The sequence below is a fragment of the Labrys sp. ALF-8 genome (assembly GCF_059699065.1).
The window spans coordinates 4259529-4272502 of sequence record NZ_AP048537.1 but is presented as its reverse complement, the minus strand read 5'-3'; the positions used below and the strand labels follow the sequence as shown (position 1 = coordinate 4272502).

9 protein-coding genes are annotated in these 12974 nt (G+C 62.6%); 2 read left to right on the top strand and 7 right to left on the bottom strand.

What is annotated here, in order from left to right:
* The first annotated feature begins 315 nt into the window (after positions 1-315).
* Positions 316-1164, top strand: a complete 849-nt coding sequence (locus AC6H34_RS19540) for a MipA/OmpV family protein (protein WP_497539810.1) — start codon at positions 316-318, stop codon at positions 1162-1164.
* A 97-nt stretch (positions 1165-1261) separates the two neighbouring features.
* Positions 1262-3217 (top strand): oxidoreductase, encoded by a 1956-nt coding sequence (locus AC6H34_RS19535; protein WP_497539809.1) that lies wholly within the window; start codon positions 1262-1264, stop codon positions 3215-3217.
* 27 nt (positions 3218-3244) lie between these two features.
* On the opposite strand, the gene AC6H34_RS19530 is transcribed toward AC6H34_RS19535, so the two are convergent.
* The 7 genes from AC6H34_RS19530 to chvE all read right to left on the bottom strand — a co-directional run bounded on the left by AC6H34_RS19530 (position 3245) and on the right by chvE (position 12911).
* Positions 3245-3949 (bottom strand): SDR family oxidoreductase, encoded by a 705-nt coding sequence (locus AC6H34_RS19530; RefSeq protein WP_497539808.1) that lies wholly within the window; start codon positions 3947-3949, stop codon positions 3245-3247.
* Positions 3950-4115: 166 nt separating this feature from the next.
* Positions 4116-6119 carry an SPFH domain-containing protein gene (locus AC6H34_RS19525; protein ID WP_497539807.1) on the bottom strand — a complete coding sequence of 668 codons (2004 nt, stop codon included), beginning with the start codon at positions 6117-6119 and terminating at the stop codon, positions 4116-4118.
* A gap of 608 nt (positions 6120-6727) precedes the next feature.
* A complete protein-coding gene (locus AC6H34_RS19520) occupies positions 6728-8461 on the bottom strand; it encodes an NAD+ synthase (protein ID WP_497539806.1) in 1734 nt (577 codons plus the stop codon).
* 40 nt (positions 8462-8501) lie between these two features.
* Positions 8502-8849 (bottom strand): diacylglycerol kinase, encoded by a 348-nt coding sequence (locus tag AC6H34_RS19515; protein ID WP_448148264.1) that lies wholly within the window; start codon positions 8847-8849, stop codon positions 8502-8504.
* A gap of 184 nt (positions 8850-9033) precedes the next feature.
* A complete protein-coding gene (mmsB, locus tag AC6H34_RS19510; RefSeq protein WP_497539805.1) occupies positions 9034-10236 on the bottom strand; it encodes a multiple monosaccharide ABC transporter permease in 1203 nt (400 codons plus the stop codon).
* Between the two features lie 2 nt (positions 10237-10238).
* Entirely contained in the window at positions 10239-11768 is a 1530-nt protein-coding gene (gene mmsA, locus AC6H34_RS19505) for a multiple monosaccharide ABC transporter ATP-binding protein (protein ID WP_448148266.1), read from the bottom strand.
* A gap of 78 nt (positions 11769-11846) precedes the next feature.
* Positions 11847-12911, bottom strand: a complete 1065-nt coding sequence (gene chvE / locus AC6H34_RS19500; protein ID WP_448148267.1) for a multiple monosaccharide ABC transporter substrate-binding protein — start codon at positions 12909-12911, stop codon at positions 11847-11849.
* Positions 12912-12974: the final 63 nt, after the last annotated feature.

Genomic DNA, 12974 nt, shown 5'->3' with positions numbered 1-12974 from the left:
GATTTTGAAGGAAGAATATCGGCACCCCCCGAGTCGTTTTTTGCTGGCCACAAAAATGCCACCACGTTTATAAGGGGGTCCGTCAATCTTTCTCCGCCTGCCTTCTGGATATTCGGCAGGTTGACCGTAACCGCCATGGACCTGTCATCGCATTGCGACGACATGAATCTGACGATGCTCGCAGCATCGAAAACATGACGTTAGGGAAAATCATTGAAATTCCATCCCTTGATTCATTCTTTGTTGTCACCTCGCAGGCACTTTGGGGCAGGACCTGCCGACGATTGCGACGCGGGCAGAGCTGGGAAAGAAGTAATGTTGCGTACTCTGTTGAAGACGACCGTCGCGGCCGCCGCCCTTGGCTGCATGCTGGCCTCGCCCGCACTGGCTCAATCCTCGCCCTATACGCCGACGGGATTCTGGAACACGTACTTCGCCGGCGACTGGTCGCTCACCGTCGGCGCCGAAGCAGCGGCAGGCCCCAGCTATGAAGGCGCCGGCGACATGGGCTTCCTGCCTGCGCCGATCATCTCGCTGGGCCGTTCGGGCGTTGGCCCTCGCTTTTCATCCCGCAACGACAATCCGAGCCTGTCGGTGTTCGACACCGGCAATTTCCAGATCGGTCCTGTGGGCAAGATCCTGTTTGAACGTACCGATTCGGCATCCGACGACCTGCGGGGCCTCAAGGACGTCCCGTGGGGCGGCGAACTCGGCGTCTTCATGAACTATTATCCGGCCGACTGGCTGCGCCTGCGCGCCGAGGTCCGGCAGGGTATCAGGGCGCATCACGGCGTCGTTGCCGATCTGTCGGCCGACGCCTTCTACGACATCACGCCGACATGGCGCATCTCGGGCGGCCCGCGCCTCTCGGCGGCCAGCGAAAGCTATTATGAGGCATATTACGGCGTTTCGCTGGCGGAATCGCTCGCGTCTGGGCTCAATGTCTACCATCCCGACGGCGGCGGCATCAAATCCGTGGGCGTCGGCGGTGCCCTCACTTGGAAGACCACCGACAAGGTCACCACCAGCGCCTTCGCCGAATATAGCCGCCTCACCGGCCCGGCAGCGGATTCCAGCCTGGTCAAGCAGCGCGGAAACGCGAACCAGTTCCTGATCGGCGTCTCGGCGACCTATCGCTTCGACTTCACCCTCGGGAGCATGTAGGGCAACCCTCTTCGTTTGCGCCTTGAAAAACGCGCGGCACCTGTTTGATAGTCTCTCCGGCTGAAGCAATCGGCCGAAACCGTCAAGCCGAGGCCGCGTGAGCCATTCCCTCCCCCATCTCTACTCGCCCTTCACCATCCGCAACACGCGGATCAAGAATCGCATCATGTCGACGGGGCACGACACGACGTTGCCCACCGCCTTCGTTCCGAACGATGCCCTGATCGCTTATCAGCAGGCGCGCGCCCGGGGAGGCGTCGGCCTGATCGTGCTGCAGGTGGCCGGCGTCCACGAGACCGCCCGCTACACCTCCCACCTCCTGATGGCGACCAGCGACGACTGCATCCCCGGCTACCGGCGCCTCGCCGATGTCTGCCATGCCGAGGGAGCCACGGTGTTCGGCCAGCTTTTTCATCCCGGCCGCGAGATCATGGAAACCGCGGAGGGGACGGCTCCCGTCGCCTACGCTCCTTCCGCCGTGCCCAACCAGCGCTTCCACGTCATGCCACGGCCGATGTCGCCGACGATGATCCGCGAAATCGTGGAAGGCTATGGCACTGCAGCGGCGCGGCTGGAGCAGGCCGGGCTGGATGGTGTGGAGATCGTCGGTAGCCACGGCTATCTGCCGGCACAGTTCGTGAATCCGCGCGTCAACCTGCGCGAAGACGCCTATGGCGGCTCGCTCGACAATCGCCTGCGCTTCCTTCGCGAAGTGGTCGAGGCCGTGCGTGCCCGCACCGGCCCCGATTTCGTGGTGGGTCTGCGCTTCAGCGCCGAGGACAGCGATCTCAATGGCCTGACCGCCGAAGAAGTGGAGGCGGTGCTGCGTGCCCTCGACGGCACGTTCGATTATTTCAACCTCGCCATCGGCTCCTCGGCGAGCTTCGGCGGGGCCGTGCACATCGCCCCCGCCATGGCCTTCGCCAGCGCCTATGGGGCACCGGTTGCCGCCGCGATCCGGCGCAAGGTGAATACGCCCGTGTTCTACACCGGCCGGGTGAACCAGCCCCAGGACGCCGAACGCCTTGTCGCCAATGGCGAAGCGGACATGGTCGGGATGACACGGGCGCTCATCTGCGATCCCGACATGCCCGCGAAGGCACGGGATGGCCGCTTCGACGATATCCGCGCTTGCATCGCCTGCAATCAGGCCTGCATCGGGCACTTTCAGCTCGGCGTGCCGATCTCATGTATCCAGCACCCGGAAACCGGGCGGGAACTCGCCTATGGCAAGACGCTGCCTGCCGCGAGCGTGAAGAAGGTGCTTGTCGCGGGCGGCGGGCCGGCCGGGCTCAAGGCTGCCAGCATCGCCGCTGCGCGCGGTCATGACGTGACTCTCTGCGAGGCCTCGGGCCGGCTCGGCGGCCAGGCGTTGCTGGCGCAATTGTTGCCGAGAAGGCTCGAATTTGGCGGCATCGTCACCAATCTCACGCGAGAGGCCGAAATTGCCGGCGTGAAGGTGATGAAGAACACGCGTGTCGACAGGTCCCTGATCGAACGCGAGCAGCCCGATTGCATCGTCGTGGCAACGGGCGCTTCCCCGAGGCGGGTCGACCTGCCGGGTGCCGAGACGGCGCATGTCGTCAATGCCTGGCAGGTACTGCGGGACGAAGTGAACATCGGCTCCTCCGTCCTGGTGGCGGACTGGCGCTGCGACTGGATCGGCATGGGTGTGGCCGAAAAGCTCGCACGTGCCGGCTGCAAGGTTCGCCTCGCCGTCAACGGCTACATGCCGGGCCAGCGCATCCAGGCCTATGTGCGCGACCACTGGGCCGGCGTGCTGCACGACCTCGGCGTCGAGGTGATTCCCTATGCGGACCTCTACGGAGTCGACGGCCAGACCGTCTATCTCGCCCATGTCACCGGACGCGAACCGATCGTGATCGAAGGCATCGACACGCTGGTGACCTCGCTTGGCCATGACGCAGAGCGCGGTCTCGAGGCGGAGCTGGAAGGCCTTGCGGCGGAGATCCACGTCATTGGCGATTGCCTGACCCCGCGTACGGCAGAGGAAGCCGTGCTCGAAGGCCTCAAGGCCGGCTGGAACCTCTGACGCCGGCCACGCTGAGCACCAGGCGGCCTATACCGAGCGCATGAGCCCGCCGTCGACCCGCAGGTTCTGACCGGTAATGTAACCTGCTCCCTCCGAAGCGAGGAAGGCGACCGTGGCGGCGATCTCCTCGCTGGTGCCATAGCGCTGCATCGGCACGCCCTGCCGGCGGTCCTCCGTGGCCGGCAGGCTGTCGATCCAGCCTGGCAGCACATTGTTCATGCGCACATTGTCGGCGGCATACTGGTCGGCAAAAAGCTTGGTGTATGCGGCAAGCCCGGCTCGGAAAACGGCCGAGGTCGGGAACATCGGGCTCGGTTCGAAGGCCCAGGCGGTCGAGATGTTGATGATCGCGCCACCCTTCTGCTTCACCATCACCGGCGCCACCAGGCGCGTCGCCCGGACAACGTTCATCAGGTAGACGTCAAGGCCGGAGTGCCATTGCTCGTCGGTGATCTCAAGGAGCGGTGCACGCGGCCCGTGACCGGCGCTGTTGACGAGCACGTCGATCCGGCCCCAGCGTTCCAGCGTGGCATCGACGAGACGCTTCAGATCCGCGTTGGACTGATTGGAGCCGGTCACGCCGAGGCCGCGCAGTTCGCCCGCCAGTGCCTCTCCCTTGCCGGAGGACGAGAGGATGGCCACCCTGAATCCATCGGCCGCCAACTGCTTCGCCGACGCTGCGCCCATCCCGCTGCCCCCCGCCGTGACGATGACGACCTTTTCGCTGCTCATGCCGTGCTGCCTTTCGAATGTTCGACGACCGGCACGGTTATAGCGGCTTTCCCGCCGGCGACGGCAAGAGAGTTGTTGCGAGTCAGGGAATCCGAATGGCGGTGCAAAGCCGCCACTCGCCCAATCGGCGCGCTGGGAATGATCGGACGGAGGCGTCCGATCTCCCTCAATTCGTCCTGCCGGCCTCCGGCGCCACCTGCTGGGGCGCGGTACGTTCGGCCACAAGCATCGCGAGCAGCACCTCCACGAGATTCCCACTGCCCCCTTCCCCCTTGCCGCTGCCAACCATGATGTTGGGTACCAATGGCAGGCGTCCGTTCTCGATGGCTTCGGCGAAGCGCAACAGAACCTGGCTGTTGAGCTGGTATTGCGGCCCGCCATAGGCCTGCACCTGCTTGTCGGTGGCGTCGGCCTGGGCAAGGCCGATCGCACGGATCTTGTCGGCGTCGGCCGAGCCAATGAAGCGGATACGATCCGCCTCGCCGCCGCCTTCCAGGCGCGCCCGTTCCGCATTGGCCTTGGCGGTGACCTGGATGGTCTCAGCCTCCTGGCGGGTCTGGGCGAGCTTGGCCTTGCCTTCGTTCTCTCGCACCTGGATGGAGAGCGCGGAAGCGGTGATCTGCGTCTGCTGCTCAGCCATGGCCTGTTTCTCACGCAGGGTCCGCTCCTGGATGGCCGCAGCCTCCTGCAGCTTGTAGGTCTCGACCTTCTCGACGGCAATCTGACGCTCGCGCAGCTGGATCAGGATCTGCTCGATGCCCTGCCCGGTGCCTGCATGCGGCGTGCCGATCAACACTTCCTGCAGTTCGAGGCTGTAGGCGGCGAACTTGGTGCGCATGTCATCGCCCGACACAGCCTGGATCTCGCTTCTTTCCTGAAGAAGCTGGATCAACGTCTTGGTCTGGGCGATATTCTTGAAATAGGCGGAGACCATGGGATCGAGCGTTTCCTCGACGAGGCGCTTGATGTCGCCGAAACGCTGCACGACCAGTGGCGCCTTTCGATAGTCGATATGGACGACGACCGACAGCGGCAGCAGCGGCTCGAAGGCGTCACGGGTGATCAGGCTGATTTCGGCGAGGTTTTCGTCGAGCCTATGCTGGCCGAACTGTTCCTTCGTCCACTTCAGGACGAAGTTGGTGGTCGGCACAGGGACGATCTTGCCGGCATAGGTGTTGAAGGCGTACTTGCCCGGCAGCAGAGGCGCCGTCCACACGCCGCGATAGCCCGGTTCGACCAGTTCGCCGTGGCGATAGGCTTCGCCCGACTGATCGACCCCTCGCCTGCCCGTATAGGACACGACCACGCCCACGGTGCCGACATCGATGACTGTCTTGCCGACAAGTTCGACCGTCGCGAACAGACGGTTGAGATAGTAGCTGCCGTCGACCAGCACCTGATATTGACGACCACGATAGCCGCCGGCCCGCAGGAAGGCCTCGGCGTCCTGGAAGTTGTTGTGAAAGTCCGGCTCTCCGGCCTCGTTGCCGACAGTCGGGGCAATGATCTCGCCATCAGGCAGGGCCGGGCCGTCATGCACCGTGACCACGCCGATGACATCCTGGGCATCCTTGATCACCACGGGATTGAAGCCCGCACGCTCGGCGATCAGCTGGGACATGTTGTCGAACAGGGCAAGTTCCGCCTGGTTGAGCCGCACCGCATAGGTGCGCTCGCGCGTCAGCACCACGAACTGGGCGAGATTGATGGCGTAGGTGCCCTCGCGCAGGATCTTGCGCTGTGGCCCCTTCTGGCCGCCATTCTCCAGGAAGTGGCGCGTGTTCTGGAAATCGTCCGCCATCTCATTGTTGGCGAGCGTCTGGGTCGGCGGCAGGGAAACGCCGTCACGGGCGAAGACATAGCCGATCTCGCTCTGCGGGATGGTCACCAGCGAGACCGAGTGGATGCGGAACTGGAAGGGCATGAAGAAATGGAAACCGCCGCGGAGTACGTCAGGCTGATAGCCGGCCTCGCCGCGCATGGCGATGAAGCCGCTGTCGATCGAGCCGCGGAAGCTCCACAGTTTCTCGAGCACGCCCAGGCGGTCATTGGGGATGTAGCGGATGATGCCACTCACCCGCACGAAAAGCAGGATGGCGACAAGAACGCCGGCGATCTTGCCGATGAGGATGAGGAGGTCGGCGTGTTCGCCTTGAAGCAAGTCAAGCATGAGCTTGTCCATCGATGAGGGCACGGTGATGCGCCTCGGCATCTTTCCGAGGCAGGGCGCCGGCTGCCGGCCCTACCGTGAGGAAGGCATGCGGCCTGTTTCGCTCGTGACAGCTCGAACCGGCGACCGGGATGGTCGCGGACACTTCCTGTTCGGGCGGGCGTATATCGGTTGCGGATGCAACCCTTGTGGAAGGGAGTTCGGATAACGGTCCTGAAGACCGGTGTGCACTACCGTTTGCGGCGTGCTGTAGAGGAAGGCCTCTGCTCCTTTTCCCGGGTATCTATGAACCCGGGCCATCTACGTCCCCCAGGGAACGTCAACGCACGTATTTTACCAACATGGGGGGTGAATAGAGGCACAATCGGCACAGGGCTGATATGCACGGGACACATGGCGGACCAATATCGCCTTCATCGACGGCTGTGGGCCAGATGAGAGTCGACCTCGCATGGACGAAGCGCACCCGGAAAGCGCGGCGACGCGGGCCGAGCTGCCTCGGCCGCGCACCTGCCCGCACCATACTGGCTTCACCGGTTGCCTGCCTACAGCCGGGAGAGCGATGTATCTCGCTGCGGTAGACCGGAGGCCGGCGTTGTGCCGCAGCTCTATACGTCGATCGCCTCGACGCTGCTGCTGCTCGCGACCCGGTAAAGCGAGGCATCCGGCGTCAATCCGGCTCCCTTGTCGCGGAAGCGGTTGGTGATCGGGTAACGGCGATCGCGTCCGAAGTTTTTCTCCGTCACCTTGACCCCGGGTGCGGCCTGCCGGCGCTTGTATTCGGCGAGGTATAGCAGACGCTCGACCTTGCGCACCGTCTCCTCGTCATGGCCGCGCGCGATGATCTCGCTCACACGCATCTCGCTCTCGATGAGGCAGCGCAGGATGTCGTCGAGGACGTCGTAGGGCGGCAGGGAATCCTGGTCCTTCTGGTTCTCGCGCAGCTCCGCAGTCGGAGCCTTGGTCAGGATGTTCTCAGGAATGACGACGCCTGCCGGACCCATCGCATCCACCGGCTTCCACCGATTCCTGAGCGCCGAGAGACGGTAGACCTCGGTCTTGTAGAGATCCTTGATCGGATTGTAGCCGCCGTTCATGTCACCATAGAGCGTGCAGTAGCCTACGGACATTTCCGACTTGTTGCCCGTTGTCACCACCATGGCGCCGAACTTGTTCGAGATCGACATCAGGATGGTGCCGCGCGTGCGGCTCTGCATGTTCTCCTCGGCGATGCCGCGAGGAGCGCCTTTGAAGACGGGTTCCAGCACGCTTTCGAGTCCCGTCACCGGCGCCTCGATCGACACGACGTCATAGCGCACGCCGAGCGCGGTGGCGCACTCATAGGCGTCCTTGAGCGATTCCGGTGAGGTGTAGTGGTAGGGTAGCATCACGCAGTGAACGCGTTCCGGGCCCAGCGCATCCACCGCCATGGCGGCGACGATCGCCGAGTCGATGCCGCCGGAAAGGCCGAGCACCACACCGGGAAAGCCGTTCTTGTTCACATAGTCGCGCAGACCCAGCATGCAGGCCTGATAGTCCGCCTGGTCTCCTTCCTCCACCGGCTCGATGGCGCCCTTGTCGCAGCTCCAGCCATTGCCCCCGCGGCGCCAGGTGGTGGTGACCACGGCCTCGCGGAAGGCAGGAAGCTGAACGGCGAGGCTGTGGTCGGCATTGAGGACGAAGGAAGCACCGTCGAAGATGACCTCATCCTGGCCGCCGATCTCGTTGGCATAGGCTACCGGGAGGCCGCTTTCGGCCACGCGGGCCACGGCAACGTTCAGGCGGACGTCGGATTTATCGCGGTGGTAGGGCGAGCCGTTGGGCACGAGCAGGATCTCGGCGCCCGTCTCCGAGAGGCATTCCACCACGTCCCGGCCCCAGATGTCCTCGCAGATCGGCACGCCCAGTCGCACGCCGCGGAACGAGATCGGACCAGGCAGCGGGCCAGGCTGGAAGACGCGTTTTTCGTCGAACACGCCGTAGTTGGGCAGGTCGTTCTTGAAACGCACGGCAGCGATGACCCCGCCATCGACAAGGGCCACCGCATTGTGCAGCTTGCCCTTCTCGTTCCAGGGCAACCCGATCAGGGCGGCCGGCCCGCCATCGGCGGTATCACGAGCGAAATCCTCGAGCGCCGCGCGGCAGGCGTCCTGGTAGGCGGGCTTGAGCACCAGGTCCTCGGGCAGATAGCCGGAGATGAACAGTTCGGTGAACAGGACGATGTCGGCGCCCTGCTTGCGAGCTTCGGCGCGGGCGACGCGGGCCTTGGCAATATTGCCGGCGAGATCGCCCAGCGTCGGCTTGAGCTGGGCAATGGCGATACGAAGAATATCGGTGCTCATGATCGATTCTATGAACCAAGAAAACGCTTACCAGCCTTCATTACACCAGCCTTTCGACCAGCGCGACAAGCCAGGTCAGGCCAGCCAGCGTCAGCGCCATGAAGACGGCCGCCGAACCGAGATCCTTGACGATACGAATATGGGGATGCCGGTCGGGCGTTACATGGTCCGAAAGCGCCTCGATGGCGGTGTTGAGCAATTCCACCATCAAGACGATCAGGAGCACGCCGATCAGGGCAAGGCGCTTCCACCAATCCTCGGTGAGAAAGAGGCTGACCGGGACGGCGACGACGAAGACGACGACTTCCTGGCGGACCGCCAATTCATGGCGCACGGCATGGCTGAGGCCCGCTGCCGAATTGAAGAAGGCCTTTACGATTCGATCCATTGCCGCGCTCCCCGAAGGTGAACGCATGTAAAGGCAGAACGCCCGATAGCCAAGCGTTCCTGCCCCATGCGGCTCATATCGGGATTGCAATCGCAGACGACGCAGGGCGAAATGAGTAAATTGTCGCTGGAACGGGGATCTCCGTCTCAGGACGAGGCCCGTGACGGAGATGCGTTCAAACGCTTCAGCGCTTCTTCTTGTAATAGACGTCGAGGCAGACGGCGAACAGCAGCACCAGGCCCTTGATCCATTTCTGGTCGTCGATGCCGAGACCCAGGATGGACATGCCCACGTTCATCACGCCCATCAGAAGAGCGCCGATGACCGCGCCGGTGATCTTGCCGACGCCGCCCGAAGCCGATGCGCCGCCGATGAAGCAGGCCGCGATCACGTCAAGTTCGTAGCCGTCACCGGCCTTGGGCGTGGCCATGCCGCCGAAGCGCGAGGTTACGACCAGGCCGGCCAGCGCCGCCAGCGCACCCATGTTGATGAAGGTGAGCTGGATCAGCCGGTTGGTGTCGATACCCGAGAGCTTCGCCGCCTTCTCGTTGCCGCCGAGAGCGTAGATGCGGCGACCGACGACGGTGCGTGTTGTGACGAAGACGTAGACCAGCGTCAGTACGAGCAGGATGATCAGCACGGTCGGCAGGCCGCGATATTCGGCCAGGAGATAGCTGACATAGAGGGTGGCGGCGGCCATCAGGATGCTGCGGCCGATGAAGATCGTAAGGGGCTCTTCCTCAACCCCATGCTTGAGGCGGGTCAAGCGCCCCCTGATGTTAAGCACGACGAACAGGACGGCACCGATGATGCCGAGCGCGAAGGTCGTGGTGTAGAAGCCGGGCACCGCAAAGGGGTCGCCTATCCAGCCGGCGCTCAACTGATTGAAGGTCTGGGGAAGCGGCCCGACATTGGTATTTCCAAGCAGGCGGTAGGTCAGACCTCGAAAGACGAGCATGCCGCCTAGCGTCACGATGAAGGACGGTATTCGCAGGTAGGCGATGAAGTAGCCCTGCACCGCGCCGATCACCGCACCCACGGCGAGCGTCGCCACCGCCGCGGGCGCCCAATGCCAGTGATAGTTCACCATCAGCACGGCCGAAACCGCGCCCGTGAAGGCGCAGACCGAGCCCACCGACAGATCGATGTTCCCCGATACGATCACCAGCATCATGCCGAGCGCCATGATGATGACGTAGCCGTTCTGGTTAGGGATGTTGTTGATGTTGGAAGGCGCCAGCATGCGGCCTTCTGTCATGTATTGGAAGAAGACGACGATCACCAGCAGTGAGATCAGCAGGCCGTAGTCCCGGATATTGCTGCTGATATACTCGAAGATCGATTTGCTGGGTGAAGCAGTCGGGGCTTCGGTCAGTTTCATTGTCATTGTCAGAGCCCTTCTGCACGCATGATGGAACGCATGATGTTTTCCTGGCTTGCCTGGGCTCGCGGGAATTCACCGACGAAGCGTCCCGCATTCATCACATAGATGCGATCGCACATGCCGAGCAGCTCAGGCATTTCGGAGGAGATCATCAGCACCGCCTTGCCGTCCTCCACCAGTTTGTTGATGATCGTGTAGATCTCGTATTTCGCGCCGACGTCGATGCCGCGCGTCGGTTCATCGAGGATCAGCAGTTCAGGGTTCGAGAACAGCCATTTGCTGATGACCACCTTCTGCTGGTTGCCGCCGGAGAGATTCACCGTCTTCTGGAAGACGTTGGGCGAACGGATGTTGAGCCGACGCCGATAGTCGTTGGCGACGCGCAGTTCCTTGATGTCGTCGATCACGGAGTTCTTCGACACCCCCTCGAGATTGCTGAGGGTGATGTTCTTGATGATGTCTTCCTCGAGGATCAGGCCGAGCTGCTTGCGGTCCTCGGTGACATAGGCGAGGCCGTTGGCGAGAGCCTTCTGGATGGTGGAAAGATCGACCTCCTTGCCATGCATGAAGGCTTGTCCGCTGATGCGCTGGCCGTAGGAGCGCCCGAAGATGCTCATGGCGAGTTCGGTGCGCCCCGCGCCCATGAGGCCGGAGATCCCGACCACCTCGCCCTTGCGCACGGTGAAGTTCACGCCTTTCACAACCTGCCGCTCGGAGTGCTCATGGTGGTAGACCGTCCAGTCCTTCACCTCCAGCACTGGTTCCCCGATCCTGGGTTCGCGGGCCGGATAGCGGTCGGCCATCTCGCGTCCGACCATGCCCTTGATGATGCGATCCTCGCTGATAGCCTCCGTGCGGCAGTCCAGGGTTTCGATGGAAGCGCCGTCGCGGATGATGGTGATCTCGTCGCAGACCTTCGAGATCTCGTTGAGCTTGTGCGAGATCAGGATCGAGGAGATGCCCTGGCGCTTGAACTCGAGCAGGAGGTCGAGGAGCGCATTGCTGTCGCTTTCGTTGAGACTGGCCGTGGGCTCATCCAGGATGAGCAGCTTGACGTTCTTCGACAGGGCCTTGGCGATCTCGACGAGCTGCTGCTTGCCGACACCAATATTGGCGATGAGCGTGTCGGGCGACTCGCGCAAGCCGACCTTGTCGAGCACCTGCCGGGTCTTGCTGAAGGTAAGGGGCCAATCGATGATACCACCCGCGGCCCGCTCGTTGCCCAGAAAGATGTTCTCCGCGATCGAGAGCAACGGCACCAGGGCGAGTTCCTGGTGAATGATGATGATGCCGAGTTCCTCGGAATGGCGAATATCCTTGAAGCGGCATTCCTGCCCCTGGAAGTGGATATCCCCCTCATAGGAGCCATGGGGATAAACGCCGCTCAGCACCTTCATCAGTGTCGACTTGCCGGCTCCGTTCTCGCCGACAACGCCATGGATCTCGCCTTCATTCACCGTCAGATTGACATTGCTGAGCGCCTTGACCCCCGGAAAGGTCTTGGTGATGCCCCGCATTTCCAGAATGGCCGCCATATCGCATAACCTATCAAAAGGGCGGCCGGCACGCCGTGCCAGCCGCCCGATACACTAGCATGGTTCAGTGGCGAGCACTTACTTCAGCTGATCTTCGGTGTAGTAACCGCCGTCGACCAGAACCTTCTTCCAGTTGTCCTTGGTCACCAGGACCGGGTTGAGCAGGTAGGAAGGAACCACCTTCTTGCCGTTGTCGTAGGTCTTGGTGTCGTTGACCTCGGGCTTGGAGCCGGAGAGAACGGCGTCCACCATGGACACGGTGACCTTCGCGAGCTCGCGAGTGTCCTTGTAAATGGTCGAATACTGCACGCCGTCACGGATCAGCTTCACCGAAGCCACTTCGGCATCCTGACCGGAAATGAACGGCATGGGCTTGTCGCCCGAACCGTAACCGGCGGCCTGCAGCGAAGCGATGATGCCGCGCGAGAGGCCATCATACGGCGAGAGGACGGCGTCCACCTTCTTGTCGGTGTAGAAGGCGCTCAGCAGGTTGTCCATGCGAGCCTGGGCGACCGAGCCGTCCCAGCGCAGGGTGCCGACCTTGTCCATGCCTGCCTGCTTCGACTGCACGACGAGCTTGCCGCTGTCGATATAGGGCTGCAGGACCGACATCGCGCCGTTGTAGAAGAAGAAGGCATTGTTGTCGTCGGGCGAACCGCCGAACAGCTCGATGTTGAACGGACCCTTGCCGTCCTTCAGACCGAGAGCGGTTTCGAGCGACTGAGCCTGCAGCACGCCGACCTTGAAGTTGTCGAAGGTGGCATAATAGTCGACATTCTCGGAATTACGGATCAGGCGATCATAGGCGATGATCTTGATGCCCTTCGAGGCAGCTTCCTTGAGCGCGTCGGCCAGCGTCGTGCCGTCGATGGCGGCGATGACGAGAACCTTGTCACCCTTGGTGATCATGTTCTCGATCTGGGCAAGCTGGTTCGGAATATCGTCGTCTGCATATTGCAGGTCGGTCGCGTAACCCTTGGCCTGCAACTGCTTGACCATGTTGTCGCCGTCCGCGATCCAGCGCTCGGAGGTCTTGGTCGGCATGGCGATGCCGACGGGGCCCTTGTCCTGTGCCAGGGCGGGCGAAGCAATCGCGACCGCGCCGAGGGCTGCGGCCAAGAGCAAGGATTTCAGGATTTTCACGTCTCTCTCCCAAGTTGACGTTCTTCGATCGTAACGTTGCATTGTGCAAACGATTACGTCCAG